At 63.3% G+C, this 26,480-nt stretch carries 28 protein-coding genes; 8 read left to right on the top strand and 20 right to left on the bottom strand.

Going from position 1 to position 26,480, the window contains the following annotated elements; all coding sequences use genetic code 11:
- Positions 1-6: 6 nt before the first annotated feature.
- Positions 7-1,224 carry an argininosuccinate synthase gene (locus tag RIN61_RS05845; RefSeq protein WP_112250600.1) on the top strand — a complete coding sequence of 406 codons (1,218 nt, stop codon included), beginning with the start codon at positions 7-9 and terminating at the stop codon, positions 1,222-1,224.
- 71 nt (positions 1,225-1,295) lie between these two features.
- On the opposite strand, the gene RIN61_RS05840 is transcribed toward RIN61_RS05845, so the two are convergent.
- A complete protein-coding gene (locus RIN61_RS05840; RefSeq protein ID WP_112250601.1) occupies positions 1,296-1,778 on the bottom strand; it encodes a hypothetical protein in 483 nt (160 codons plus the stop codon).
- A 362-nt stretch (positions 1,779-2,140) separates the two neighbouring features.
- On the opposite strand from RIN61_RS05840, the gene RIN61_RS05835 reads away from it, so the two are divergent.
- A complete protein-coding gene (locus RIN61_RS05835) occupies positions 2,141-2,761 on the top strand; it encodes a response regulator transcription factor (protein ID WP_112250603.1) in 621 nt (206 codons plus the stop codon).
- Between the two features lie 43 nt (positions 2,762-2,804).
- Here RIN61_RS05835 and RIN61_RS05830 read toward each other — a convergent pair whose 3' ends face one another.
- The 7 genes from RIN61_RS05830 to metG form a co-directional block, all read right to left on the bottom strand.
- Entirely contained in the window at positions 2,805-2,981 is a 177-nt protein-coding gene (locus RIN61_RS05830) for a PA3496 family putative envelope integrity protein (RefSeq protein WP_166674300.1), read from the bottom strand.
- Positions 2,982-3,085: 104 nt separating this feature from the next.
- On the bottom strand, positions 3,086-3,724 hold the full coding sequence (nth, locus tag RIN61_RS05825) for an endonuclease III (RefSeq protein ID WP_112250605.1): 639 nt from the start codon (positions 3,722-3,724) through the stop codon (positions 3,086-3,088).
- A 4-nt stretch (positions 3,725-3,728) separates the two neighbouring features.
- Positions 3,729-4,253 (bottom strand): Rnf-Nqr domain containing protein, encoded by a 525-nt coding sequence (locus RIN61_RS05820; RefSeq protein WP_112250607.1) that lies wholly within the window; start codon positions 4,251-4,253, stop codon positions 3,729-3,731.
- A complete protein-coding gene (locus RIN61_RS05815) occupies positions 4,246-4,848 on the bottom strand; it encodes an RnfABCDGE type electron transport complex subunit G (protein ID WP_112250609.1) in 603 nt (200 codons plus the stop codon). The genes RIN61_RS05820 and RIN61_RS05815 overlap by 8 nt, the downstream gene beginning before the upstream one ends.
- On the bottom strand, positions 4,845-5,819 hold the full coding sequence (locus RIN61_RS05810) for an RnfABCDGE type electron transport complex subunit D (RefSeq protein ID WP_112250611.1): 975 nt from the start codon (positions 5,817-5,819) through the stop codon (positions 4,845-4,847). Before RIN61_RS05810 ends, RIN61_RS05815 begins: the two co-directional genes overlap by 4 nt.
- Entirely contained in the window at positions 5,816-6,364 is a 549-nt protein-coding gene (locus RIN61_RS05805) for an Rnf-Nqr domain containing protein (protein WP_112250613.1), read from the bottom strand. Before RIN61_RS05805 ends, RIN61_RS05810 begins: the two co-directional genes overlap by 4 nt.
- Positions 6,365-6,534: 170 nt before the next feature.
- The gene (metG, locus tag RIN61_RS05800; protein ID WP_112250615.1) at positions 6,535-8,574 is read right to left on the bottom strand and encodes a methionine--tRNA ligase; all 2,040 of its coding nucleotides are present in this window, start codon (positions 8,572-8,574) and stop codon (positions 6,535-6,537) included.
- Between the two features lie 158 nt (positions 8,575-8,732).
- On the opposite strand from metG, the gene apbC reads away from it, so the two are divergent.
- The gene (gene apbC, locus RIN61_RS05795; protein WP_112250617.1) at positions 8,733-9,827 is read left to right on the top strand and encodes an iron-sulfur cluster carrier protein ApbC; all 1,095 of its coding nucleotides are present in this window, start codon (positions 8,733-8,735) and stop codon (positions 9,825-9,827) included.
- A gap of 187 nt (positions 9,828-10,014) precedes the next feature.
- Here apbC and RIN61_RS05790 read toward each other — a convergent pair whose 3' ends face one another.
- Entirely contained in the window at positions 10,015-10,224 is a 210-nt protein-coding gene (locus RIN61_RS05790) for a cold-shock protein (protein WP_056802159.1), read from the bottom strand.
- 328 nt (positions 10,225-10,552) lie between these two features.
- Here RIN61_RS05790 and dcd point away from each other — a divergent pair, with 328 nt between their 5' ends.
- Both dcd and RIN61_RS05780 read left to right on the top strand, forming a co-directional pair.
- A complete protein-coding gene (dcd, locus tag RIN61_RS05785; RefSeq protein WP_003258001.1) occupies positions 10,553-11,119 on the top strand; it encodes a dCTP deaminase in 567 nt (188 codons plus the stop codon).
- A gap of 93 nt (positions 11,120-11,212) precedes the next feature.
- Complete coding sequence (locus RIN61_RS05780) at positions 11,213-11,440, top strand: hypothetical protein (protein ID WP_085625918.1); 228 nt, start codon at positions 11,213-11,215, stop codon at positions 11,438-11,440.
- Between the two features lie 6 nt (positions 11,441-11,446).
- Here RIN61_RS05780 and pdeM read toward each other — a convergent pair whose 3' ends face one another.
- The 5 genes from pdeM to RIN61_RS05755 form a co-directional block, all read right to left on the bottom strand.
- On the bottom strand, positions 11,447-12,097 hold the full coding sequence (gene pdeM / locus RIN61_RS05775; protein WP_112250619.1) for a ligase-associated DNA damage response endonuclease PdeM: 651 nt from the start codon (positions 12,095-12,097) through the stop codon (positions 11,447-11,449).
- Entirely contained in the window at positions 12,094-14,565 is a 2,472-nt protein-coding gene (locus RIN61_RS05770) for a ligase-associated DNA damage response DEXH box helicase (protein ID WP_207877371.1), read from the bottom strand. The genes pdeM and RIN61_RS05770 overlap by 4 nt, the downstream gene beginning before the upstream one ends.
- Before the next feature lie 67 nt (positions 14,566-14,632).
- Entirely contained in the window at positions 14,633-15,748 is a 1,116-nt protein-coding gene (locus RIN61_RS05765; RefSeq protein WP_112250623.1) for a succinylglutamate desuccinylase/aspartoacylase family protein, read from the bottom strand.
- 223 nt (positions 15,749-15,971) lie between these two features.
- Positions 15,972-17,630 carry an ATP-dependent DNA ligase gene (locus RIN61_RS05760; protein WP_313856188.1) on the bottom strand — a complete coding sequence of 553 codons (1,659 nt, stop codon included), beginning with the start codon at positions 17,628-17,630 and terminating at the stop codon, positions 15,972-15,974.
- Entirely contained in the window at positions 17,627-18,643 is a 1,017-nt protein-coding gene (locus RIN61_RS05755; RefSeq protein ID WP_215520771.1) for a ligase-associated DNA damage response exonuclease, read from the bottom strand. The genes RIN61_RS05760 and RIN61_RS05755 overlap by 4 nt, the downstream gene beginning before the upstream one ends.
- 206 nt (positions 18,644-18,849) lie before the next feature.
- Between RIN61_RS05755 and RIN61_RS05750 the strand changes: the two genes are divergently transcribed.
- Both RIN61_RS05750 and RIN61_RS05745 read left to right on the top strand, forming a co-directional pair.
- Complete coding sequence (locus RIN61_RS05750) at positions 18,850-19,032, top strand: type II toxin-antitoxin system HicA family toxin (RefSeq protein ID WP_025340378.1); 183 nt, start codon at positions 18,850-18,852, stop codon at positions 19,030-19,032.
- A complete protein-coding gene (locus RIN61_RS05745) occupies positions 19,029-19,478 on the top strand; it encodes a type II toxin-antitoxin system HicB family antitoxin (protein WP_243432203.1) in 450 nt (149 codons plus the stop codon). Before RIN61_RS05750 ends, RIN61_RS05745 begins: the two co-directional genes overlap by 4 nt.
- A gap of 43 nt (positions 19,479-19,521) precedes the next feature.
- Here RIN61_RS05745 and RIN61_RS05740 read toward each other — a convergent pair whose 3' ends face one another.
- Positions 19,522-21,963 carry a penicillin acylase family protein gene (locus RIN61_RS05740; RefSeq protein ID WP_313856182.1) on the bottom strand — a complete coding sequence of 814 codons (2,442 nt, stop codon included), beginning with the start codon at positions 21,961-21,963 and terminating at the stop codon, positions 19,522-19,524.
- A gap of 102 nt (positions 21,964-22,065) precedes the next feature.
- Entirely contained in the window at positions 22,066-23,406 is a 1,341-nt protein-coding gene (locus RIN61_RS05735; RefSeq protein ID WP_313856180.1) for an aminotransferase-like domain-containing protein, read from the bottom strand.
- Positions 23,407-23,561: 155 nt separating this feature from the next.
- Between RIN61_RS05735 and RIN61_RS05730 the strand changes: the two genes are divergently transcribed.
- A complete protein-coding gene (locus RIN61_RS05730) occupies positions 23,562-24,758 on the top strand; it encodes an MFS transporter (RefSeq protein WP_313856178.1) in 1,197 nt (398 codons plus the stop codon).
- A gap of 54 nt (positions 24,759-24,812) precedes the next feature.
- Here RIN61_RS05730 and RIN61_RS05725 read toward each other — a convergent pair whose 3' ends face one another.
- The 4 genes from RIN61_RS05725 to RIN61_RS05710 are packed head-to-tail and all read right to left on the bottom strand — an operon-like array spanning position 24,813 to position 26,479.
- Positions 24,813-25,010 carry an SEC-C metal-binding domain-containing protein gene (locus tag RIN61_RS05725; RefSeq protein WP_003258907.1) on the bottom strand — a complete coding sequence of 66 codons (198 nt, stop codon included), beginning with the start codon at positions 25,008-25,010 and terminating at the stop codon, positions 24,813-24,815.
- Positions 25,011-25,017: 7 nt separating this feature from the next.
- Positions 25,018-25,503: an LEA/WHy family protein gene (locus RIN61_RS05720; RefSeq protein WP_112250635.1), complete on the bottom strand. Its 486-nt coding sequence runs from the start codon at positions 25,501-25,503 to the stop codon at positions 25,018-25,020.
- A gap of 2 nt (positions 25,504-25,505) precedes the next feature.
- The gene (locus RIN61_RS05715) at positions 25,506-25,982 is read right to left on the bottom strand and encodes a YchJ family protein (RefSeq protein WP_015271542.1); all 477 of its coding nucleotides are present in this window, start codon (positions 25,980-25,982) and stop codon (positions 25,506-25,508) included.
- A gap of 2 nt (positions 25,983-25,984) precedes the next feature.
- Positions 25,985-26,479 carry a DUF6231 family protein gene (locus RIN61_RS05710; protein ID WP_112250637.1) on the bottom strand — a complete coding sequence of 165 codons (495 nt, stop codon included), beginning with the start codon at positions 26,477-26,479 and terminating at the stop codon, positions 25,985-25,987.
- Between the last annotated feature and the right edge of the window lies 1 nt (position 26,480).

Genomic DNA, 26,480 nt, shown 5'->3' with positions numbered 1-26,480 from the left:
GATGGCATGGCGGACGTAAAAAAGGTCGTACTGGCGTATTCCGGCGGCCTTGATACTTCGGTGATTCTCAAGTGGCTGCAGGATACCTACAACTGCGAAGTGGTGACCTTCACCGCTGACCTGGGGCAGGGCGAAGAGGTCGAGCCGGCTCGTGCCAAGGCCCAGGCAATGGGCGTTAAAGAGATTTACATCGACGACCTGCGCGAAGAATTCGTGCGTGATTTTGTGTTCCCGATGTTCCGCGCCAACACCGTCTACGAGGGCGAGTACCTGCTGGGTACTTCCATCGCCCGTCCGCTGATCGCCAAGCGCCTGATCGAAATCGCCAACGAAACCGGCGCCGACGCCATTTCCCACGGCGCCACCGGCAAAGGCAACGACCAGGTGCGTTTCGAACTGGGTGCGTACGCCCTGAAGCCAGGCGTCAAGGTCATCGCCCCATGGCGTGAGTGGGACCTGCTGTCCCGCGAGAAGCTGATGGACTACGCCGAGAAGCACGGCATCCCGATCGAGCGCCACGGCAAGAAGAAGTCGCCGTACTCGATGGACGCCAACCTGCTGCACATCTCCTACGAAGGCGGTGTTCTGGAAGATACCTGGACCGAGCACGAAGAAGACATGTGGCGCTGGAGCGTCTCGCCCGAGAACGCCCCGGACCAGGCTACCTACATCGAGCTGACCTACCGCAACGGTGACATCGTAGCCATCGACGGCGTCGAGAAGACCCCGGCCACCGTCCTGGCCGACCTGAACCGTATCGGTGGTGCCAATGGCATCGGCCGTCTGGACATCGTCGAGAACCGTTACGTCGGCATGAAGTCGCGTGGGTGCTACGAGACCCCAGGTGGCACCATCATGCTCAAGGCCCACCGTGCCATCGAGTCGATCACCCTGGACCGCGAAGTCGCTCACCTGAAGGATGAGCTGATGCCGAAGTACGCCAGCCTGATCTACACCGGCTACTGGTGGAGCCCGGAGCGTCTGATGCTGCAGCAGATGATCGACGCGTCGCAGGTCAACGTGAACGGCGTGGTACGCCTGAAGCTGTACAAGGGTAACGTCACCGTTGTCGGCCGCAAGTCGGACGACTCGCTGTTCGACGCCACCATCGCTACCTTCGAAGAAGATGGCGGCGCCTACAACCAGGCGGACGCTGCGGGCTTCATCAAGCTCAACGCCCTGCGTATGCGCATTGCTGCCAACAAGGGCCGCTCGCTGCTCTGATCGCTGGCATGTGCAGCAAGAACCCCGGCGCAGGCCGGGGTTTTTTTTGCCCTGTGGAAAGCCTGGGGCATTCAATGGCCGTCGTTCGCCACCTGTCCATCAAGCGCGCTGATCGATAGTTGCGCGCACTGGCGTCTGTCCAGGTTGCAAAAGCGCCAGGTGCGCGTTGGTTGAGGCGGTTGGGCAAGGGCGGATAGTAGTTGCTGTTCCATCAAGCGACAGGCATCAGGGCCGGAAAACATGAATGTGACAGGCTCGCCCTGCAGCGCTTCGCTGGTATCACCGGGCATCGCATGTTTGGCGACATCGCTCTGTGTCGACGCCTTGCCGTTTGCCTTTGTGTTTGGCGACGGGTCGTAGAACGACTTGTAATTGAAGTTGAGCGTGAGGAAGAACAGTGCCGTCAGGAAGAATGGGAAGCCTACCAGGAACCAGGTGTAGAGCTTTTGGCTGGACTCGCTGAGAAACGGCAATGTGGCAAGGGCCGAGGCTTCGATAATCCCTGCGAAGATGGCAATGATCGTCAGCGGGGCGACAGGTTGTACTTGGTGCATATGGGTCGTCTCCAGCGATTTTGCACATCTTTACCTTTTGACGATGCTCAACTAAAGACTGGATTGTTTCCCGGGTGAGAGTAATCGCTCGAATTGCAGACGAAATGTCTATTCAGCGTATTTGAGTGGTTATTTCATCAGGTATTGGCCGGTTTTCAAGTGAGTGCACTTTCAGGTCGGTGATACTGTTCATTTGGTAACAAGGAATTTGATTGTTACAAGTACATCAATTGAGTGTAGGAAATTTCTGTAAGTGTTGTAGGTTCCATCTGTTCATTTGTTTCGCCGCTAAATCGCCGCGCCAGCAAGCGCTCTGTAGGTTATCTTGGCGTGCCAAAGCAAAAGCAATGAATGGATATCGCATGAATAAAGTGCTTATCGTGGATGATCATCCGGTCATACGCCTGGCCGTACGCATGCTGATGGAGCGGCATGGGTATGACGTCGTGGCGGAAACGGACAACGGAGTGGCTGCGTTGCAACTGACACGGCAACACCTGCCGGATATCGTGGTGCTCGATATCGGTATCCCCAAGCTGGATGGCCTGGAGGTGATCGGCCGCATGACGGCCTTCAGCCCGGGCAGCAAGGTGCTGGTGCTGACATCACAGGCCCCCGGCAACTTTTCGATGCGCTGCATGCAGGCGGGGGCGGCAGGGTATGTGTGCAAGCAGCAGGAACTCACAGAACTGCTGAGCGCCATCAAGGCCGTTTTGTCGGGGTACAGCTATTTCCCCAACCAGGCCCTGCATGTGTCACGAGGAAGGGGCGGAAGCGAGACGGATATGGTCAACCGCCTTTCGGCGCGCGAGATGACAGTGCTGCAACAGCTGGCGCGAGGGCGTTCCAACAAGGAGATTGCCGACAGCATGTTCCTCAGCAACAAGACGGTCAGTACCTACAAGTCACGCCTGTTGCTCAAGCTCAATGCGCGGTCGCTGGTCGACCTGATCGAGCTGGCGCAACGGCAAGGGTTGAACTGACCGCCAAGGCCGTGAAGCCTCCAGCCAGGAGGCTTTGCCCGGGTTACAGATCGTAGTCGAAGTCGGCCAGCTGCTTCTGCAGGCGCCTTTCTTCAAGCATATTGTCGATGGTGCGGCGTTTGCTCAGGTTGGTCTTTGCGGTTTCCACCTGGGGTTCCGCTTCGTCATCCACGGCAACAAAATCATCTTCGATCGGCAGGTCGTCTTTATCGCTACTCATGAGTCGCTCCAAGCCAAGGGGCCATTGGCCGTCCTTATAACCAGAAAGCAGACGCTGGTAAAAAAGATTTTTTCAATCGCCGCAAGTGGTTTTCAGCTATCGGCTCAATCGTCTGAGGTCTTGTGCTTGTACTCGCACAAATCTTCGATCCGACAGCTGCCACAGCGTGGCTTGCGCGCCTGGCATACATAGCGCCCGTGCAGGATCAGCCAGTGGTGAGCGTCGAGCAGATAATCCTTTGGTACGAACTTGATCAGCTTCTTCTCCACCTCCAGGACTGTCTTGCCTGGCGCGATGCCTGTGCGGTTACTGACCCGGAAGATATGGGTATCCACGGCCATGGTCGGCTGGCGGAACGCTGTGTTGAGCACTACGTTGGCGGTCTTGCGACCCACGCCGGGTAGCGCCTCCAGGGCTTCGCGGGTTTGTGGTACCTGGCTGTCATGGCGTTCGATCAGCAGCCGGCAGGCTTCGATGACGTTCTTGGCCTTGCTGTTGTACAAGCCAATGGTCTTGATGTACTCACTCAGGCCTTCGACGCCCAGCGCATAGATGGTCTCGGGGGTGTTGGCGACCGGGAACAGGCGTGCAGTGGCCTTGTTGACGCCGACATCGGTGGACTGCGCGGACAGCGTCACGGCGACCAGAAGTTCGAACGGGGTGGTGTAGGCCAGTTCGGTCTTCGGGTCGGGGTTGTCTTCGTGCAGCCTGCGAAAGATCTCCAGGCGTTTGGCGGCATTCATGAAATCAGAGCTTTCCTTGACGGTGTGATTGGGCGGGACCCGGACGCAGGCGATTGTACAAGGCCAGCAACAATCCAAGCAGTAGCAAACCACCCGGGGCCAGGGTAGCCAGGTGCAGGCCGGTACCATCGGCCAGCCATTGGCGGCTGGCGCCGAGCAGCAGGCATGTGGCGAGCAGCGCGCAATGGTGGCCAGCGAGCACGCGCCAGCGGCCTTGACCGGGCAACAGGTGGTCAATGGCCAGGCATTGCAGGCACAGCAGTGCGGGGTAGTGGCCGAGGGCGAGTGCCAGTGGCAGCAGCCAGGCACGCAGTGCCAGTTGCAGGCAACTGGCCAGGGCCGCCAATACCAGCAGGCTGGCCAGTACATAGGTCCATGTAGCGAGCCGCTGGCGCAGGGGTGCCAGCAACAGCTGGTGAAGGCTGCTCATCAGCACCGCACACACGCCTATGGTGGCGCCTTCGCTCAATGTTCGGGTGGCACCCAGTAGCGGCACCAGGCTTGCGCCGAGCAGGTAGAACCTAGTCATGCGTGGCGCCCTCGAGCAATACGCTGCGCTGTTCATCGAAGTAACTCAGCGCTTCCTGCAGCGCGCCGATCACTGCCCGTGAGGTCACGGTTGCGCCGGCCAACTGGTCAAAGTCGCCCTGGTCGCGCTTCAGCGCCCAGCGATCGCCCAGCTGGCGGTTGGCAAATTGCCTCAGCCAGTTCAGTTGCGGATCACCCAGGCGTGCACCCAGCCCGGGGCTTTCCTGTTGCTCTACCACCTGGCTGCCGATCAACCGGCCGTCCGCGGCGATGGCCACGCTCAGCATGATCGGCCCAGCATAGCCTTGTGCCTGGGTGACCAGGATGATGGCGACCGGTTTGCCCGCCAGTGTCGCCCGATAAGCGGCCAGGATCCGGCTGTTTGGCCGCTGTGCGGCGGGCCTGGGCAGGGGGCTGTCCAGGGGTTGGTTGTCGTAACTGCCCTCTGGCAGTACCGCCAGCCGCTGCCTGCTGTTGAGTTGTTTCTCTGCGTCGGCGACGGCCGCGCTGGTCCAGTGCCGCCAAGCGAGGGTGGCCGACAGCGCCAGTGCCCCAGTCAGTAGCAGCACGCCCATATCACGTATCAGGCGCTTCATCGGGCAACCCGCTGGCGCTGCAAGGCCAGGCGTTCCAGGCTCGGCGCCGTGAGGTTCATCAGCAGGATGGCGAACGCCGTGCCGTCCGGGTAGCTACCCCAAGTGCGGATCAGGTAGATCAGCAGGCCTGCCCCCAGGCCGAACCCAAGCTTCGCCCACTCCTGCCGGGGCGCGGTCACCGGTTCGGTGGCAATGAAGAACGCCGCCATCATGGTCGAGCCGGAGAACAGGTGCAGCAGGGGGGAGCCGTTGGAGTCCGAACCCGAGCCATTCCAGCCCAGCAGGCTGAACAGGAACAACCCTGCCAGCAGGCCTGCCGGCGCATGCCAGCTGATCACCTTGCGTTGCAGCAGGAACAGGCCGCCCAACAGGAATGCCAGGTTGACCCATTCGCTGCCTCGCCCCCCGATGCTACCGAAGCCCGGGTGGCTGGCGAACAGCTCGTCGATGGTCAGGCTGCGGTTGTGACGCAGGCCGTCGAGCAGTGTCGGCCGGGCCCAGGCATCGATCTGATCGCTGCCGATGAATACCTGTTGCAGGCTGTCGAGCAGGCCAGGTGCTGGCCCTGGCCAATGGTTCATCTGCAACGGGAAGCTCAGCAGCACGAAGGCATAGCCGACCATGGCCGGGTTGAACAGGTTGCGCCCGACTCCGCCAAAGGCCTGCTTGCCGATGCCGATGGCAACGCTGGTAGCGATCACCGGCAACCACCATGGCGTCAGGGGGGGGAGGGCGGCGGCCAGCAGCACGGCAGTGACCAGCGCGCTGCCATCATTCAGCGCCGTGTTCCACGGTTGTGCTCGCAATGTGAGTACCAACCCCTCGCACAGCAGCGCGGCACTGGCGCAAAGCAACAGGTTCAGCAGCAAACTCCAGCCATGCAGCCAGAACAGCGCCAGCAGGCCAGGTACACAAGCCAGCAACACCAGGCCCATGCTGGTACGGAGCCGCGGGTCGGGCTTGGCAGTCATTGGGCGAACAGCCCATTGAAGCCTGAAAACGCCATGGCCATCACCCCGGCACCGAGCAGTTCGATGGGCAGGCCGCGCATTGCCCCGGGGACGTCGGCATGAGCGCTGCGCTGGCGCAGGTCGGCGAACAACACTAGCGCCAGCCAGAAGCCGCTGCCGGACAGCAGGCCTCGCAGCAGGGTAGCGAGCCATGTGCTGTCATCACTTGCCTGTTGCAGGGTCAACCCCAGTACTACCGCGTTGCTCAAAAGCAGCGTGGGCAATTGCGTTGTCGGCCAGGTCGGGCGCCACCTTGTCAGCAGCCATGGCACGCCCCAGGCAAGCATGGCCAGCCAGGGCAACAACAGGAACAGGGCAAGGTCCTGGGCCTGCAGCGGGGCAAGCACCCCGCGCACCAGAAGTTGTGCGCCAATCACGCCCAAGGCAATGCACAGTGCGCAGGCAAGGCCGTGCACATGCAGGTGCAGCCTGGGGATTGGCTGTTGTTGCAGGCACAGGTGATTGACCAGCGCGGCGCTGATCAGCACCAGAAGATAATCGCTCATGAGATGACGATAGCCGGGAATCGGGGCGATTGTCCGGGATTGGTGTGAGGCATTGGGGCCGCTTTGCGGCCCTTTCGCGACACAAGGCCGCTCCTATAGGGAAATGCGATCCCCTGTAGGAGCGGCCTTGTGTCGCGAAAGGGCTGCAGAGCAGCCCCCGGCAAGGTCAGTTACTTGATGCGCTGGCCCGGCTTGGCACCGCTGTCCGGGCTCAACAGGTAGATCTCTTCACCGCCAGGCCCGGCCGCCATTACCATGCCTTCGGACACGCCAAAACGCATCTTCCGTGGCTTGAGGTTGGCCACCATCATGGTCAGGCGGCCTTCCAGCTGGGACGGGTCGGGGTAGGCCGACTTGATGCCGGAGAACACGTTGCGGCGCTCGTCACCGATGTCCAGGGTCAGTTGCAGCAGCTTGTCGGCACCCGCTACGGCCTCGGCCTTGACGATCAGCGCCACGCGCAGGTCGACGGCAGCGAAGGTGTCGAACTCGATTTCCGCTGACAGCGGGTCCTTGGCCAGCTCGCCGTTGCCGGCCGGGGCCTTGGCTTCGGCGGCCAGCAGGTCTTCCTTGCTGGCGGCGACCATGGCTTCGACCTTGGCCGGTTCGATGCGGCTCATCAGTGCCTTGAACGGGTTCAGCTGGTGGTTTTCCAGGCGCGACAGGTGGTCGTTCCAGGTCAGCGGTGCCACGTTGAGGAAAGCCTCGGCGTCGGCGGCCAGCACCGGCAGCACCGGCTTGAGGAAGATCACCAGCTGGCGGAACAGGTTGATGCCCTGGGCGCAGATGGCTTGCACTTCATCCTGCTTGCCTTCCTGTTTGGCCAGCGACCACGGGGCCTTGTCGGCGATCCAAGCGTTGGCGCGGTCAGCCAGCGCCATGATTTCGCGCATGGCACGGCCGAAGTCGCGGCCTTCATAGGCGTCGGCGATCGACGGGGCTGCCGCCAGGAAGGCTTCGGTCAGCTCCGGTGCGGCATCGCCAGCCACCATCACGCCTTCGTTGCCCTTGTGGATGAAGCCGGCGCAGCGGCTGGCGATGTTGACCACCTTGCCGACCAGGTCGGAGTTCACCTTCTGCACGAAGTCTTCAAGGTTCAGGTCCAGGTCATCGACGCCACGACCCAGCTTGGCCGCGTAGTAGTAACGCAGGTATTCCGGCTGCAGGTGGTCGAGGTAGGTGCGGGCCTTGATGAAGGTACCGCGCGACTTGGACATCTTGGCGCCGTTCACGGTCAGGTAGCCGTGGACGTTGACCGCGCTTGGCTTGCGGAAGCCTGCGCCTTCGAGCATGGCTGGCCAGAACAGGGCGTGGAAGTTGACGATGTCCTTGCCGATGAAGTGGTACAGCTCGGCCTTGGAGCCTTCGTTCCAGAACGCGTCAAAGTCCAGCTCCGGGCGGCGTGCGCAGAGGTTCTTGAAGCTGGCCATGTAGCCGATCGGTGCATCCAGCCACACGTAGAAGTACTTGCCTGGCTCGCCCGGGATCTCGAAGCCGAAGTACGGCGCGTCGCGGGAAATGTCCCATTCCTGCAGGCCCGAGTCCAGCCATTCGGCCAGCTTGTTGGCCACCGCGTCCTGCAGCGTGCCGCTGCGGGTCCACTGCTGCAGCATGGCCTGGAAGTCCGGCAACTTGAAGAAGAAGTGCTGGGAATCACGCAGTACCGGGGTGGCACCAGAGATGGCCGACTTGGGGTTCTTCAGCTCGGTAGGCGCATAGGTGGCGCCGCATTTTTCGCAGTTGTCGCCGTACTGGTCTTCGGCCGCGCACTTGGGGCAGGTGCCCTTGATGAAGCGGTCGGCGAGGAACATGCCCTTTTCCGGATCGAAGTACTGGGTCACCGAACGGGTGGCGATGTGCCCGGCGTCACGCAGGCGTGCGTAGATCAGGCCCGACAGCTCGCGGTTCTCTTCGCTGTGGGTCGAATGGAAGTTGTCGAAGTCCACCAGGAAGTCGGCGAAGTCGCTGCTGTGTTCGGCCTGGACGTTGGCGATCAGCTGTTCCGGGGTGATGCCTTCCTTTTCGGCGCGCAGCATGATGGCCGAGCCGTGGGCATCGTCGGCGCAGACGTAGATGCACTGGTTGCCGCGCAGCTTCTGGAAGCGGACCCACATGTCTGTCTGGATGTACTCGAGCATATGGCCAAGGTGGATCGATCCGTTGGCATAGGGCAAGGCGCTGGTGACGAGAATCTGACGTGGCTCGGACATGGTGGCTTGGCTACTTATCTGGCGACGGGGTAAAAATGAGGTTGATCGGCCACTATAAAGGGCTGGCGAAGATATTTCACCCCGCATGCGCATCTGCTGACGATTGACGGGTTAGGATAGGCGCCTGTTTTACATTCAGTTTGCCATTGGGAGTCTCCATGAGTGCCGTCACCCGTGCCGCCGTCGAAGGCGTGCTTCGCCAGTACACCGACCCCTACCTGAACCAGGACCCGGTCAGCGCCGGCTGCGTGCGTGCCATCGATATCCAGGGCGGGCAGGTCAGCGTGCAGTTGCAGCTGGGTTATGCCGCAGGGCTGTTCAAGAACGGCTGGGCCCAGGTGCTGCAGACCGCCATCGGCAACCTCGAGGGCGTCAGCAGTGCCCAGGTGTCGATCGACTGCGTGGTTGCCGCGCACAAGGCTCAGGCCCAGGTGCCGGCCATGGCCAACGTCAAGAACATCGTCGCCGTGGCCTCGGGCAAGGGTGGTGTGGGCAAGTCGACCACGGCGGCCAACCTGGCCCTGGCGCTGGCCCGCGAGGGTGCGCGGGTGGGTATTCTCGATGCGGATATCTATGGCCCCAGCCAAGGCGTGATGTTCGGCATCGCCGAAGGCACCCGCCCGCAGATTCGCGAGCAGAAGTGGTTCGTGCCGATCAAGGCCCATGGCGTGGAAGTCATGTCCATGGCGTTCCTTACCGACGACAACACCCCGATGGTCTGGCGTGGCCCGATGGTTTCCGGCGCGCTGCTGCAGTTGGTGACCCAGACCGCCTGGGACGACCTGGATTACCTGGTGATCGACATGCCGCCGGGCACCGGTGATATCCAGCTGACCCTGGCGCAGAAGGTGCCGGTGGCCGGTTCGGTAATCGTCACCACTCCACAGGACCTGGCCCTGCTGGATGCCAGGAAGGGCGTGGAGATGTTCCGCAAAGTCAACATCCCGGTGCTGGGCGTGGTGGAGAACATGGCCGTGCACATTTGCTCGAACTGCGGCCATGCCGAACACTTGTTCGGCGAAGGCGGTGGCGAGAAGCTGGCGAGCCAGTATGGCGTCGACCTGCTGGCGTCGCTGCCGCTGTCGATGGTGATTCGCCAGCAGGCCGACAATGGCAAGCCGACCGCCATCGCCGAACCGGAAAGCCAGATTGCCATGGTCTATCAGGAACTGGCCCGTCAGGTAGGGGCGCGCATCGTGCTGCAGGAAGCGGCGGCGCCGGCGATGCCGAGCATCACCATCAGCGAAGATTGATCTGTCAGACCGAGTCGCCTGCTTCGCGGGTGAACCCGCTCCCACAGGTATCGCGCAGCCTTCAAATACCGCGCGGACCCTGTGGGAGCGGGTTTACCCGCGAAGAGGTTGACTCGATCTTTCGACCAGGCATAAAAAAACCCGCCGGAAGGCGGGTTTTTTTGAAAGCTAGGAAGCTTCGATCGACTTAGGCGATCTGAACTTCTTCAGCCTGCATGCCTTTCTGGCCGCGGGTAGCGACGAAAGTAACAGCCTGGCCTTCTTTCAGGGTTTTGAAGCCGTCAGCTTGGATGGCTTTGAAGTGCACGAACAGGTCGTCGCCCGACTGAGGGGTGATGAAGCCGTAGCCTTTCTCATCGTTGAACCACTTAACAACGCCTTGTTGACGATTGGACATTTTTCTGTCTCCTTGGACAATTTGATAACGGTCAGGAAAAACCCTGGCCGGGACTGAGCGCAAAGAGAGCAGAAAATTCAGCGATGGGCCGATCAGGATCGTGCATCAAACTAGATATTCTCGGTGTCACGTGCAGCACAGTGGCAACACCTTACCCCACTTTCCGCAACCTGCCAATGGTCAGAAGCCGCTTTATGCAAATTCGGATCGACGGCGGCTGCAGCCCCCGCCCGGCGCGGGATGAGGCATGGAACTTTAACCTGGGCGCCGGGACCGGTAAGATGCGCGTCTCGAATTTTCACCTCGCAACTCTTCAGGACAACCCGCCATGAGCATCAAATCGGACAAGTGGATTCGCCGCATGGCGCAGGAACACGGCATGATCGAACCGTTCGTCGAGCGCCAGGTGCGCGGCGAACAGGACAGCCGGGTGATCTCCTTCGGCGTTTCCAGCTACGGCTACGACGTGCGCTGCGCCGACGAATTCAAGGTGTTCACCAACATCAACTCGGCCACCGTCGACCCGAAGAACTTCGATGCCGGCAGTTTTGTCGACATCAAGAGCGACGTGTGCATCATCCCGCCGAACTCCTTCGCCTTGGCGCGCACCGTCGAGTACTTCCGCATTCCGCGTGACGTGCTGACCATCTGCCTGGGCAAGAGCACCTATGCCCGTTGCGGTATCATCGTCAACGTCACCCCGCTCGAGCCCGAGTGGGAAGGCCACGTGACGCTGGAGTTCTCCAACACCACCACGCTGCCAGCAAAGATCTACGCCAACGAAGGCGTGGCCCAAATGCTGTTCCTGCAGTCCGACGAAGAATGCGAAGTGTCGTACAAGGACCGTGGCGGCAAGTATCAGGGCCAGCGCGGCGTCACCCTGCCGCGTACCTGAGCCGACAAGCGCGGGGAATTCCCCGCGCCTTTGGCACTCCAACTGGATAACGCCGGTACGCATGATGCGTGGCGGCCTTGCCAGGAGCAGCCAATGAAACTCCACCCCACAATCAGTGCCAAGCTGGCAGTTCTGCAGCCTAACCACGTCGGGTTGCTACCATGGTCACTGCTGGCGCACCCGCTGCCGATGCAGGCGGGGGGCGTGCCCCACCAGCCTGACCCGGACACCCCGCAACCGCCGGAACCGGGCGAAACGCCCCCCATGGAACCAGGCGAGCCAACCCTGCCTGACGAGCCGCCTCCTGCGCCTGTCGCCTGAGCGTCGCTACACAGGCCAGACGCGGTCTGCTCCGGCCAGGTACACCCGGCTGCCGTTGGGGGCGATTTCCCAACCCCCGGTAAACTCACCAAACGCCGGCAGCAGGCTGACCTGGACATCGATCAGGAAGCAGGGCAGTCGCAGGCGTTGCCGCGCCTTGCCGCGCAGCACGAACACCGGGTGTACATGGCCCGCCAGCACCGGATGAGTTGGATGGGGGGCGGGTTCGTGCTGTAGGGCGAAGGGTTCCAGCAGCCAAGGTTCGTCCATTACCTCAATGCCGAGCGATGCCGGCGGATCGCCGGCGTTGCGATCGTGATTGCCGCGTATCAGCACGATCCTCAGATTTTCGTGTCGTTCCCGCCACGCTTGCAGCCTGGCCAGCGTTGCCGGCGCCCGTGCTGTGCGCGCATGCAGAAAGTCGCCCAGAACGATCAATTGCTCGCAATCATGCGCCGCCAACAAGGCATCCAGCCGGGCGAGCGTCGCTTCGGTGGTGCCGCGTGGTACTGGTTGGTGCAGGGCACGGTAGCTTGCCGCCTTGCCGATGTGCACATCGGCGACCAGCAGGGCCCGACGTGAGGGCCAATAGAGGGCCTTGTCCGCAAGCAGCCAGAGCACCTGGCCACAGTGCTCGATGGATAAAGACGCGGTCATGCGCAACCCTCCGCCGCGCTTTCCAGTTCCGCGACCATTCGCGCAATCCGGTCCGCCAGTTTCTCGGTGCTCAAGGTTTCTCGCATGCCTTCCACCAGCAGGGCGAACGCCAACGGCCCGGTCCGCTTCAGCTGTCGCAGATCCAGGCGTAATTGCGCCATTTTCAGCAGTTGCCGATGCAGTCGCTCGATTTCCAGCTCCTCGTTCAACACCTCGTCCCGCGCCTGGCCCAGCAGCAGGTTGTCGGCGTCATGCTTGCGGAATACCTCGTAGAACAACCCGCTGGAGGCCTGGATCTGCCGCAGGCTTTTTTGCGCCGCCGGATATCCGCCAAACACCAGGCCGGCAATCTGGGCGATCTCGCGAAAGCGCCGCAACGCCATTTCCCCCGCGTTAAGGCTGGCCAGCACATCGTCCAGCAGATGTTCGGTGGCGAGCGCCTGTGGCAGGTGCGTCGCCCAGTCGACGTTGCCGGGGCTGAGCAGTTCGAACCCATAGTCGTTTACGGCAATCGAGACCGACAGCGGCTGTACCCGGCTCACCCGCCAGGCAATCAGGTTGGCCAGACCAAGGTTGGCCATGCGCCCGGCGAACGGATAGAGGAACAGGTGCCAGCCCTGGCGCGATTTGAGCGTTTCGGCCAGCAGCGTGCCAGGGCCAGGCAGCGCCGACCATTGCGCCTGCAAGGCCAGCAGAGGTTGTACTGCGCGCATCTCCGGGCCGTCGAAACGCCCTTGAGCTGCTGCGCCAAGCTGCTCGATCAGGGCGTCGGCCAGTTCGCTGGAGAGCGGCATGCGGCCACCGTTCCAGCGTGCCACCGCTGCCTTGCGTGCGGTGCTGCGGCGCACATAGGCGGTCATGTTTTCCACGCGCACCAGCTCCAGCACTCGGCCGGCGAAGACCAAGGTATCGCCCGGGCGCAAGCGGGCGATGAACGCCTCCTCGACGCTGCCCAGCGCTTTGCCGCCACCGCCCTTGCTCCAGTACTTGAGTTGCAGGCTGGCGTCGCTGACGATGGTGCCGATGCTCATGCGGTGGCGGCGCGCCAGGCGTTCGCTGGCAACCCGGTAAACGCCGTCGGCATGGCGCTCGACCCGCTGGTAGTCCGGGTAGGCGCTGAGCGAGCTGCCGCCATGGCAGACGAAATCCAGCGCCCATTGCCACTGGCTGTCGCGCAACTCACGGAAGGCCCAGGTGCTGCGTACTTCTTCGAGCAACGATTCGGCGCAAAAGCCACTGCCCAAGGCCATGCTGACCAGGTGCTGCACCAGCACATCCATGCACAGGCGTGGCGACTGCCGGGCCTCGATGTGCCCGGCGGCCAGGGCCTGCCTGGCAGCGGCGGCTTCCACCAGTTCCAGGCTGTGGGTGGGAACCAGGGTGACCCGGGAGCGCCGCCCCGGCGCGTGGCCCGAGCGCCCGGCGCGCTGCATGAGGCGGGCGATGCCTTTGGCAGAACCGATCTGCAGCACGCGCTCCACGGGCAGAAAGTCCACGCCCAGGTCCAGGCTGGAGGTACAGATCACCGCTTTCAGGCTGCCCTGCTTGAGGGCGCGCTCGACCCAGTCGCGGGCCTCCCGGGCCAATGAGGCATGGTGCAAGGCAATCAGCCCGGCCCAGTCGGGGCGTGCTTCGAGCAGGGCCTGGTACCAGAGTTCGGCCTGCGCCCGAGTGTTGGTGAATACCAGGCAACTGGTGCTGGCATCGATCTCCCGGCTGACCTGGTCGAGCATCTTCAAGCCCATGTGCCCGGCCCAGGGGAAGCGCTCGATGGCCGCTGGCAGCAGCGTATCGACCAGCAGCGGCTTGTCTTGCCGGCCCTGCACCAGCAAGCCGCCCTGTGGCAGCAGTACATCCCGCGCATGCTCGAGGTTGCCGAGGGTGGCGGACAGGCCCCAGGTGGGCAGGCCCGGGTGCCAGCGGCGCAGGCGCGCCAGGGCCAGTTGCAGTTGCACCCCGCGCTTGTTGCCCAACAGTTCGTGCCATTCGTCCACCACCACCAGGCGCAGCGTGGCGAAGTCTTCGCTGGCCTGTGCCCGGGTCAGCAACAGCGTCAGGCTTTCCGGCGTCGTCACCAGTACGCTGGGCAGGCGCCGTGCCTGCCGGGCGCGTTCGGCACTGCCGGTATCGCCGCTGCGTACGCCCACGTTCCACGGCAGGCCAAGCTCGTCCAGTGGCGCCTGCAGGGCGCGGGCAGTGTCGGTGGCCAAGGCCCGCATAGGCGTGACCCACAGCACCTGCAACGGCGCAGCCTGGCGCCCCTGGCGCTCCTGGCGCTCCTGGCATTGTGCCTTGAACGCGCGCAGTGCGGCGAGCCATACCGCATAGGTCTTGCCGGCGCCGGTACTGGCATGCAACAGGCCGGACTCGCCACGTGCCACGGCGGCCCAGACACGGCGCTGGAACGCGAACGGCTTCCAGCCACGCTTGGCGAACCAGGCCTTGGCGAGGTCGGGGGCAGCGGGCATGAGGCATGAGGTCCTTTGGAGGTTGTGTGTCTAGAGACCACCACCCAGGTGCAATGGTTTTACCGGATCAGTTGGCCAGCAGATAGCCGCTGCGGCACACCTGCTCGCCTGCGATGTGGGCGATGACCATGCCAGCGGTAGCCATGCGCCGTACGTTACGTGCATACAGCAGGCCGGGCTGGCTGTTGTGGATGGCAGTCACCCGGTCGCTGAGCGGGTCGATGACTTCAGCGATCAACTGGCCCGCCTCCAGGTGCTGGCCTGGCCGGGCGTGGTACACCAGCAGCCCGCCCAGTGGCGTTATCACCGGTTCGACGGCGGCCAGCGGCGTGGCCGGGCAGCGCAAGGCGGGCAGGGCGGCTGCGGCTCCTTCGATGACCCCCGCATGGGTCAGGAAGTCAAGGATTGCCTGGCAGTCCTTGCTGGCCAGGTCGTGGCTGACATCTGCCTGGCCGCGCAGCTCGACGGTGACCGAACAGCAGCCCAGCGGAATCGGGAAACGTTTGCCGAAGCGTTGCTGCAACTGCCACCAGACCAGGCTGAAGCATTCATCGAACGACTGCCCGCCCGAATCGGTGGCCAGCAGGCTGGCCTGTGCGCCCAGGTAGCGCGCCAGCGGTTCGATCTGCGGCCAGGCGTCTGGCGTGGTGTACAGGTGCTCGACCGCTTCGAAGTCGCAGTGCAGGTCCAGCACCATGTCGGCATCGCAGGCCAGGCGTTGCAGGATCAGGCGTTGGGCCTGCAGCGGTGTGCGCGCTGGGTGTGCGTCCAGCCCCCGGCGCAGGTATTCGCGGATCAGCGCGAGATTGTGTGCCGGGTCTTCGGTCAGGTGTTCTTCGATCTGGTCGCCGATGCTGTCGGAGAGGTCGACGAAGTTACGGTTGAAGTTCTCGCCGCTTTGCAGTTCGAAACGCCCCAGCGGCGCGTCCAGCAGCACCTGTTCCAGGCCGACCGGGTTGGCCACCGGTACCAGAATTATCTCGCGCTGCAGGCGGCCTTGCTGTTCCAGTTCACCCAGGCGGCGCTTGAGGTGCCAGGCCACCAGCATGCCGGGCAGCTCGTCGGCATGCAGCGAGGCCTGGATATAGACTTTGCCGCCACCGCGAGGTCCGAAGTGGAAGCTGTGCAACTGGCGGGTGATGCCCGGAACGGGAGAGAGCAGGTCATGAGTCGAGTGGTGCATGGTGGTCCTGGGTGCGTGGCGAAAACGGTCTGCGACACGAGGCGGAACACAGATAGAAGCACAAATTTTGGCCTTGCGCCTGCATCGGTGCCCTCCTGACCACCGCGCTGGCTACTTCGCGGGTAAACCCGCTCCCACAGGGGTCGTAAAAAATCCAGCTTTCGTGCATGACCTGTGGGAGCGGGTTTACCCGCGAAGAAGCCAGCGCGGTCCAGAAATTGTTTCAGGCCAGCAGTGCCTGCAATGTAGCCAGGTCATCCGCTTCTTCCACCGGCTTGTCCAGCCGCCAGCGCAGCATCCGCGGAAAGCGCACGGCAATGCCGCTCTTGTGCCTCCTGGACAGGGCGATGCCCTCGAAGCCAAGCTCGAACACCAGCGTTGGTGTCACGCTGCGTACCGGCCCGAATGTTTCAACAGTGGTCTTGCGGATGATGGCGTCGACCTTGCGCATCTCTTCGTCACTAAGGCCTGAATAGGCCTTGGCGAAGGGGACCAGTGCCCGCCCCGGCGTACCGGGTGGCGCGTCCCACACGGCGAAGGTGTAGTCGCTGTACAAGCTGGCCCGCCGGCCGTGGCCGCGCTGGGCATAGATCAGCACGGCATCGACGCTGAACGGGTCGATCTTCCACTTCCACCAGGTGCCCATGTCCTTGGTACGCCCCACGCCATACAAGGCCTCGCGCTGTTTCAGCATCAGCCCTTCCACCCCCAGGCTGCGGGACTGTTCGCGCTGGCGGGCAAGGTCGGCCCAGTTCTGGCCTACCAGTAGAGGCGAGAGCAACACCGGGGCCAATGGGTGCTCCTCAAGCACGTGTTCCAGCTGCTGGCGGCGTGCATGCTGCGGCCGGCTGCGCCAGTCCTCGCCTCGCCATTCCAGCAGGTCGTAGGCCTGCAGCACCACTGGCGCGTCGCTCAGCAGCTTTTTGCCCAAGGTCTTGCGACCCAGGCGCTGCTGCAACATGGCAAACGGCTGTACAGCCAGTTCAGCCGCTGAGCCACCAGGTTTCCAAACCAGGATCTCGCCATCGAGCACGATACCGTCGGGTAGGGTCTGCGCCAGGCTGTGCAGTTCGGGGAAGCGCTCGGTGACCAGTTCCTCACCGCGCGACCAGACCCACAGCTGGCCTTCGCGCTTGACCACCTGGGCGCGAATGCCGTCCCATTTCCACTCGATTTGCCATTCGCTCGGCGGCCCGAGCAGTGCGTCGAGCTGTTCGGTTGGCACCTGCAGAGGGTGGGCCAGAAAGAACGGATAGGGCTGGCCACCACGCTGGCTATGCTCATCGTCTGATTCCGGGGCTATCAGCCGTTGAAAGCTGGCTGCCGTCGGGCGGTGACTGATGTCGGTGTAGCCAACCAGGCGCTGGGCCACGCGTTTGGCATCCAGCCCGGCCATTTGTGCGAGGGCGCGAGTGACCAACAGCTTCGATACACCCACGCGAAAGCTGCCAGTGATGAGTTTCAGGCAGAGCATCAGGCTGGGGCGGTCCAGCTGGGCCCAAAGAGGCGGCAGGCGTTGCTGGATTTCCTCGACCGGCAGGCTCCGCAATGGCAGCAGATGGGCTTCGACCCAGCGGGCGAGGCCGTCGTCGCCAGGGTTGCGGCTTTCCGGTACCAGCAGTGAAATGGTTTCGGCAAGGTCGCCAACGGCCTGGTAGCATTCCTCGAACAGCCAGTCAGGCAGCCCGGCCAAGCTGCCGGCCAGCTCCCGCAGCACGCGTGTAGGCACCAGTTGGCGAGGGCGGCCACCCGCCAGGAAATACACCGCCCAGGCGGCATCCACAGCCGGGGCGGTGCTGAAGTAGTCGCGTAGCGCCTCGAGCTTTGCAGTGCTGGAGGTGGTCGCATCCAGCCTCAGGTACAGTTCGGCGAATGCTTTCATGCGTCTGCCTCCGTGGCTACAACGTCATCTTCCTCGCCGTACTCGGTCACGAAGGCGCGTGCGTCGAGGCCTTGTTCGATGAGGTAGCGCACCAGCACATTGACCGAGCCATGGGTGACCATCACGCGTTCTGCGCCTGTCTGGCCGATGGCCCAGAGCAACCCCGGCCAATCGGCATGGTCCGAGAGCACGAAACCGCGGTCTACCCCACGCCGGCGGCGGGTGCCGCGCAATAGCATCCAGCCACTGGCAAAGGCATCGCTGTAGTCGCCGAAACGGCGCATCCAGCTGCTGCCACCAGCCGAAGGCGGTGCCAGGACCAGTGCCTGGCGCAGCAGCGGGTCGTTGCGTGGGATATCGCCGACATAACGGGTTTGCGGAAGGTAGACGCCAGCGTCCCGGTACACTCGGTTGAGCGGTTCTACAGCGCCATGCACGAGGACAGGACCAAGGTTGGCGTCCAACCCGTGGAGGATTCGCTGGGCCTTGCCGAAGGCATAGCAGAACAGCACGCTGGCTTTGCCCTGTTCGCTATTGGCGCGCCACCAGGCGTTGATGCCGGCAAATATTTCGCTTTGGCTGGGCCATCGGTAGATCGGCAGACCGAACGTCGATTCGGTGATGAACGTGTGGCAGCGCACCGGTTCGAACGGCGTGCAGGTGCCGTCGGGCTCCACTTTGTAGTCTCCGGAGGCGACCCACACTTCGCCTTGGTACTCCAGGCGTACCTGCGCCGAGCCCAGAACATGCCCGGCCGGGTGCAGGCTCAGGGTTACGCCATGGTGCAGCAGGCGTTCGCCATACGGCAGGGTTTGCAGGTCGATGTCCTGGCCCAGACGGCTGCGCAGGATGCCGGCGCCTGGGGCGGCGGTGAGGTAATGGCGGTTGCCGATACGAGCATGGTCGCCATGGCCATGGGTAATTACGGCCCGGTCTACGGGCCGCCACGGGTCGATATAGAAATCACCGGGGGGGCAATAGAGCCCTTCGGGGCGGGCGATGACGAGGTCCATGGCGTGGGCGCTGGTGGCCGAGGTTCTTGTTAGGAGCGCGGAACTGTCACGAGAGTTCGAACGTTTTAACAAGCGAAGTGGACTACTTGCCATTCAGAAATGCCGAACCGCCTTTTGCGGTTAACTGTGTCCTCAGGTCGAAGGGCTGCAACAAAAATGTTGCGGTCTGTCGGCGCGTGATGCACATTGGTTCGACAAAGGCTGATATGAAATACAGTGAATTTCGCCGATGGCTGCGCGGCCAAGGCGCTACGTTTGTCGCTGCCAAGGGTAGTCATTTCAAGGTCTATTTAGGTAATCGCCAGACGATTTTCCCAGATCACGGGGCGAAGGAAATAAGCGAAGGCCTGAGACGGAAGATCCTGAAGGACCTAGGGTTGAAATCATGAACGGTTTAGGGGAGCACGTGATGGTATTCGAGTATCCGGTAGTCGTTCATCTGGAAGACGGCAGTGTCTGGGTGAGTTGTCCCGATGTGCCTGAGATGGCCTGCGCGGGTGACACTTCGGAGGAAGCTCTGTTCGATGCCGTGGATGCCTTGGAGTCCGCGCTCTCGTTCTATGTGGATCAAAAAAAAGCTATTCCGCTGCCTGCAACACCAACTGAAGGTCAACCCGTCGTACGTCTGCCAGCCCTGACCGCCGCGAAGGCAGCGTTGTGGAATACGATGGTTGCACAAAAAATCAGCAAGACCGAGATGGCGCGCCGACTTGGAGTGAATCGTCCCCAGATCGATCGTCTGGTCGATCTGCTGCACCGTTCCAAGATCGAGCAGGTCGAGCATGCGCTGCACGTGTTGGGACAACGGATCGAGCTTTCAGTCGTAGCTGTGTAGTGCATAGCCCAAGCCGCCACAGGTGGCGGCTTGATTGAGAGGTTTACTTGCCGGGCACCAGGGTCAAACGCTGGTTGCCATACGCCCGCCCGAAGTTCTGCTGCTGCAGCGGCAGGCTCATGAAACGCCCTTTGAACCAGGCATCCAGCCCGTCGCTGTAATGCGTGCTGGCCGGGTTGCCGGACTGCCCGCTGCTGGTCAGCACCTGCAACGGCTCGGCCTGGCCGAAGTCGACGATCATCCGCGCCGAGGCCGGCAGGCGGGTGTTGAAGTCGCTGCCCCAGGCGTATGGCGTCAGGGCCAGGGTGGTGAAGTCACCACCGGCAGCCTGCGGTGAGCGTTCAAGGGTATCGCCCAAGCCATGGTAGGCCGGTGCAGGCCAGCGGTACTGGTGCAGCTTGCCCCACTGCCAGGCGCGGCGGTCGGCACCCAGTTGCGCAGTGCCGGCATCCACCGCGCCCGCTAGGCTGCGGGCCAGGATGGCCGGCTTGTCTTCCTTCTGCGGGGTGCTGCGGTCATCCCAGAACGGGCTGTCGTCGCGGCCCAGCAGGTGGTCGGCCTGCGCCGAGAACGACAACCGCGCATTGCTGACGAAAGCCTGCCAGGCCGCGCCGGATTCAGGGCCCAGGTCGTCGAGGAAGGTTTGCCGGGCCACTTCCTGGAGGAACAGTTCGTACAGTGCGGCATCGCTCGACACCGGGCTCAGGCGGCCATCGAAGGCCTTGAGCCGGGCCAGCGCGTCGCGGGCCTTGTCGCGCTGTGCGGCGGGCAGGGCATCGATCGCCTGCTTGAGTGGCTGGGCCATGCCTGGGGCGTCGAACATCTGCTTGAGCTTTTCGGCCAGCAGGGTGGTCTGGTCGTTCTGCAGGGCCATCAGGCTGCGGCTGTCGTGGCGGCCATTGCCAGCGAGCTGGGCCAGGCGCTCGGCGCGTTCGGGGTAGTACCAGGTGCTGGACAGCTGCATGCCATAGCCACGCGGCAGGCTGCGCTGGTTGGCGTGGCCGATCCAGCCGGCGGGTGGGTCCTGGTCGTAAGGGTGCAGCATCGGGTCGGCATAGCCGTCCCAGTCGTAGCGCCCGTCCCAGCCCGGCGAGGGCAGCAGGCCCTGGCCTTCGCGGCGGTTGGGGTAGCGGCCACTGACTTGCCAGCCGATGTGCTCGGGTTCGGCGAAGACGAAGTTGAGGGCGGCGGAGGTCACTTCACGGGTACTGTCGAAGGCACGCTCCACGCTCTTGGCACGGGTCAGGTCGAACAGCGCATCCAGGCTGCGGTCGCCCTTGAACTGTGGCAGGTTCAGCGCCAGGCCCAGGCTGGCATTGCCTGGCTGGGCCAGCAGGGTGCCGTGGCGGGTGTCGTACATCACCTCGCGCAGCGGGCGCTGGCCGCGGACGAAGAAGGTTTCGCTACGGGCGCGGGCCGGCAGCCATTTGCCGTCGGCCAGGTAGCTCAGTTGGCTGCCCTGGTGGCGCAGTTGCTCCAGGTACAGGTCCTGGTTGTCGGCCATGACCGCGCTGCTGCTCCAGGCCAGCTTGCCGTTGTAGCCGGCCAGCACGATCGGCAGGCCAGGCAACGACAGGCCGGCGACCTGATACTTGCCGGTATGGATCTGCACCGGGCTCAGGACCCAGGCGGCTCGGCTGTCGCTGGCCAGCAGGCTTTTGCCGCTGCGGCTGCGCTGCGGCGCCAGGGCCAGGTTGGCCGAGCCCGGGCTGCCCAGAAGGTCAAGGTCGGCCAGCTTCTGACTGGCAGCTGCCAGGGCCGGTAGCCCCGGCAACTGGCTGGCCAGGTTCAGGCCCTTGAGCTTGTCCACTTCGGCCTCGGCCAACGGCTCGTCCGGGGCACCGGGCAGCAGCCAGGCCAGCTTGTCGCTGCCGGCGTTCTGCGCCAGGGTCAGGGCGCTCAGTTCTTCCTGCAGGTTCACCGACTGGCTGAAGGCATACAGGCTGAAGATCAGCGCCGAGTCTTCGGGCTTCCAGTATTCGGGGCGGTAGCCACTGCCAGCCAGGCTGGTAGGCAGTTTGTCGCGGTAGCGGAACAGGTAGGCGTTGACACCGCGCGCATACACTTCGAAGAAGCGCTTGAGCCGTGGCGATGCGTCGGCGTACTGCTGGGCCGCGCTCTGCTTGAGGTTGGCTGCGCGCATCAGGCGGTCGATGTCCAGCGCGTCGCTGCCTGCCAGTTCTGCCAGGCGGCCCTGGGCCAGCAGGCGCATGGCGACCATCTGCTCGATGCGGTCGCCGGCATGCACATAGCCCAGGCTGAACAGGGCGTCATGGAAACTGCTGCTTTCGATCAGTGGTGCGCCCATCGCGTTGCGCCGAACCGAAACGTTCTGCGCGAGGCCTTTGAGTGGCTGCACGCCACTGGTCGGTGGCACGCTGCCCTGGTAGCCGCCCGTCTGGCAGCCGGCCAGCCCGAGCATGCCGAGCAGCGTGGCAGCGGTTGCGAACCGCGGACGGAATGGAGGAAAGGCGGGGGCGGCCATGACGAGGGCTCCTGCAAGGCGTGGCGGGTTTGAAAGGCGCTAAGGTAGTGAGCGCGCAGGCGCCGTGCAAGGTCCTTGGGCGGTTTATTTGCCAGTGCCGACTCAAACCTTGAAATGTTCGGCCACGGCGTCGGAAAAGTGCGTGCAATTGATGCGAGCAAGGCTTTGATAGCCACGGCTGACTGCGAAGGCCGAGCCTGGCATCAATAGCACCTGGTGCTGTTCCAGGCGACGCATGAACGGCTGCAGGTCGGCCAGTTCGGGGTGGTAGACCCACAGGAACATGCCGCCTTGGGGCGTTATGTCGAACTGCCAGCCACGTGCCCGCAACAACTGCTGGGTCTGCGCCTGCTGCCGGACCAGGCGCTGCTGCAGGTCTTGCATGTGCCGGGCATAAGTGCCGTCGGACAAGATGGTGTTGACGAAGCGTTCGCAAAACGCCGGCACCGCCACGCAGGTCAGCAGCTTCAGGCGCGTCAGCGGCTCTATCAGCTCTGCCGAGCAGGCGATGTAGCCCACCCGCAATGAGGCGGACAGGCATTTCGAGAAGCTGCCGATGTAGATGACCCGCTCAAGGTTGTCCAGTTCGGCAAAGGTTTGGCGCACACCCGGGCTGAAGTCGCCGTAGACATCGTCCTCGACCACGAAGAAGTCGTGTTCCACCGCCAGGCGCAGGACGTTGAAGGCATTGTGCGGGCTGATGTTGCCGCCGGTCGGGTTGTGGAAGGTGCTGTTGCAGAAGAACGCCTTGACCTTGTGCCTGGCCAGGTGCTCCTTCATGTCTTCCACGCTTGGCCCGTCCTGGGTTCGGCGCACCCCGACCACGTGGCCGCCGGCCAACTGGATCAGCTTGATCAGGTTGCCATTGCCGGGTTCGTCGACGAACACGTGATCCCCTGGCTTGATCAACAACCGCGCCACCAGGTCCAGCGCTTGTGTGGCGCCCAGTGTAGTCAGCAACTGGCTGGGCCGGGCATCGACACGGGTCAGGCGTTTCAGGTGCACGCACAGCTGTTTGCGCATGGGCAGGTAACCCTGGATGTCGCCATATTCGGCCAGCGAACTCTGCTCCAGCCGCGCCGTGCGCCGAATCGCCTTGGCCAGCAGCTCGGTGTCACGCCAGGCGGGTGGCAGCCAGCCACTGCCCAGTTTGGTGTAGTGCTGGCCCCCCTGCAGCAGCTTGAACAGCGGGTCACCGGCCATGCCTGCGGGCGCATCCACCGCGCCGGTTTGCCGTGTGTGGCTGGCGACGAAGTAGCCGCGGCCAGGAATGGCGGTCAACACACCTTCGCTGACCAGCCGGGCATAACTGGAGACGACATCGTGGTAGCTGCAGCCAATTGTCGCCGTCAGCTTGCGGATGGACGGCATGCGCTGGCCGGGCAGCCATTCGCCGGCTTCGAGGCGCTGTTTCAACTGAGCAAGAAGGCTGTGCGGGCGCATGGCGGGTCCAGCAGCTGTTAGAAAAAACAGCCTAACAGTTAACCGGAAAGTACGTCGACTGTTCGCGTCGCTGGGTTCGACAGATGCCACCATGCACCTGTCGGCACTTTTCCCGTGCCGACAATTACCCTGTCCACCTACCGTGAGCACACGCCATGTCGAGCACACTTCCGCGGCGCACGTACCTGTATTTCACCGCGCAATCGATCAACCTGACGACTGCGGTCATGTCCGTGACCATGGCGGCCATTGTCGGGGCGGCGCTGGCGCCTGCCGCCACCTGGTCCACCGTGCCCTATGGTTTCCAGTTCCTCTGCCTGATGCTGGCCACCTATCCGGTCTCCAGGCTGATGAGCCGTATTGGCCGCAAGCGCGCCTTCATGCTGGGCTCGATCCCGTTGGCGGTGTCTGGCATCTGTGGCTACCTGGCTGTGCAGTACCAGCACTTCCCGACGCTGGTAATCAGCCATTCGGCATTGGGCATCTACATTGCGTTTGCCAACTTCAATCGCTTTGCGGCCACCGATAATCTGGCGCAGGACCTGAAGCCCAAAGCGCTTTCCCTGGTGGTGGCCGGTGGGGTGATCGCTGCCGTGGTCGGGCCGGCACTCACCGAGTGGCTTCGGGACATTGGTGGCTATCCGCTGTTTTCGCTGTGCTACGCCGCTTTTGTCGGCCTGGCGGTGATGTCCTTGCTGACAGCGGCCTGCCTGCCCGGCGATACCGACACCGCCGGTAACGACCGTGCAGCGAAACCGGCTGGCACGGCCGCCGAGCCGCTGAGCCCGGTGGTTGCCGTGGCCATGGCAGTGGCCGCGCTGGGATACGGGATCATGAATCTGCTGATGATCCAGGCGTCCATGCACATGAAACACATGCATGAGGACTTTTCCGACGTTCGCCTGGCGATTCAATGGCATGTGATTGCCATGTTTGCGCCATCGTTTTTCACCGGGGCCATCATCCACAAGCTCGGCATCAGGGCCACCATCTGTCTCGGCCTGGGCCTGCTGATCGGTTGCACGGCCATGAACATGTGGTCGCACAGCTACGCGATGATGACCTTGTCACTGATAGCCCTGGGCCTGGGTTGGAACCTGACCTACGTGGGCGGTGGGGCGCTGTTGGCGCAGTCGCTGCAAAACAGCCCGGCAGCGATGCAGATGCAGGGGAAGAACGATCTGGCCATCGCGGTATTCGCGACCGTTGGCGCGTTCAGCCCGGCGCTGTTGCTGGGCACGGTCGGTTGGGAGGGTACCAATGCCATTTGCATGGCCCTGTGCATCGTGCTGCTCATGGCCACCGCCGGGTTGCTGCAGCGCAAGGTTTCAGGGCCTGCCAGGGCCAGCTAGGCCCCGGCTACCCACTGCGCGGCCCACGGCAGGGACGCGCAAGTGCTGTTCAGCTCAGGCGCCGTGGCACTTCTTGAACTTTTTCTGGCTACCGCACGGGCACGGGTCGTTACGGCCAACGTCCTTCAGGGCGTTGCGTACCGGTTCCTGGTGGCCGTGGTTGCAGTGCGGACCGTGTACATGGCCATGGTCGTGGTGGTGATCATGATCGTGGTTGCAGTCAGGGCCATGAACGTGGGGTTGCTGGGACATTGCAGGGTTACTCCGGTTTGTAATCGCCGGGGATTATCTCACCACTGCGCGACAAGTGCAGGTCCCGATGGATGAGCAACCCGGTCGCCAGTTCGCCTTGCAGGCTGTAATGCAGCGGTTGTTCGCTTTTCAGCAGCTTGGCCAGAGGCTTCAGGTGCTGCCACAGGTTGGTCCGCGCGGTGATCTTGAAAGTCCGCCGGGCATGCCCGCCGACACTGCGCCATACGCTGGTTTCATCCTGCACCAGCAACAGGTCGTTGAGGCGTATGGCGTACGACAGGTTGCGGATGAACAGGCGGCTGTCATTGGGGTTGTCGATTCGCAGATGCAGCACGAACTCTTGCCCCAGCAAGCTGGCCTTGACCGTCTCCACCTCGACCAGATGCACCTCGGGTTCGCGCCAGTCGTCACCGCCCCAGCTGGCGCAGCCCGCCAGCAGTGCCAGCCATGCGATCAGGGCGGCGAACAGCAGCGGGCGGGCGCGGGCGATCATGGTCAGCTACCCACGTAACTGGCGCAGCATTTCTTGAACTTCTGGCCGCTGGCGCAGGGGCAGGGGTCGTTGCGCCCGGCCTTGAGTCCGACCGTGGGGTCGATGAAGTACCAGCGCCCGGCATGCTGGACGAATGCCGAGCGCTCGCGGTGCTGATGGTCACCTTCCTGGTCGTGCCAGCGGGCAGTGAAGGTGACAAAGCCGTGCTCCGGCTGGCCGCCCAGCACCTCTGCGCTTTCCACCTCCAGGCCCAGCCAGGTGCTCTGGGCGCTCCAGGCGGCCATGGCAGCACGGTCCAGGCCAGCTTGCTGGGCCGGCAGGGTGGTGGCCACCAGATAGTCGACCAGGCCCAGCACGTAGGCACTGTAGCGTGAGCGCATCAGCGCCTGGGCATCCGGTGCCGGGGTGCCGGCATGGTAATGCCCGCAGCAGGCGTCGAGCAGGTTGCCACTGCCACAAGGGCAGACCGAGACACTCATCATCACCACCAGTACTTGCCGAAGTTTTCAGGGTTGGCCCAGAACTTGGCATTCAGCCAGTCCGGTACCTGCTTGTAGTCATGTAGATCATAGGTGAACAGGCTCAATACCTGCTGGTCACGGCGGAATTTCTCGCTGGCCGACAGGGCCAGGGCAAAGAAATCGGTGTCTTGCCAGCCACAGGCGGCCAGGTCGGCCAGCACCGCGACCCGGCTGGCATTGAGGTTGCGAATGCCGCCGAGCAATTCCAGGCCGGTGCGTTTGGGCAGGTGCTCCAGGCAGTCCACCAGTACCGCCAGGTCAAAGCGCTGGGCGGCCAGTTCGGCCGGCAGCGGGCCTGGGGCGGCCGCGGCGATGGTTGCAAGTGGATGCGCCTGGGCGAAGGCGTCCAGCGCCGGGAAACGCGTGCCCACCAGCAGCAGGCGTTGCGGAGTGAAGCGCTCGAGCAGGGCCGCCAGGGCCTGCTGCGGGGTGCGCTGGGAAAAACCGTCGGTCATT

The sequence above is a fragment of the Pseudomonas inefficax genome (assembly GCF_032164165.1).
GTDB lineage: Bacteria > Pseudomonadota > Gammaproteobacteria > Pseudomonadales > Pseudomonadaceae > Aquipseudomonas > Aquipseudomonas inefficax.
Note: the sequence above shows the minus strand (reverse complement) of the source record. Positions and strands in the feature narration are given on the sequence as shown.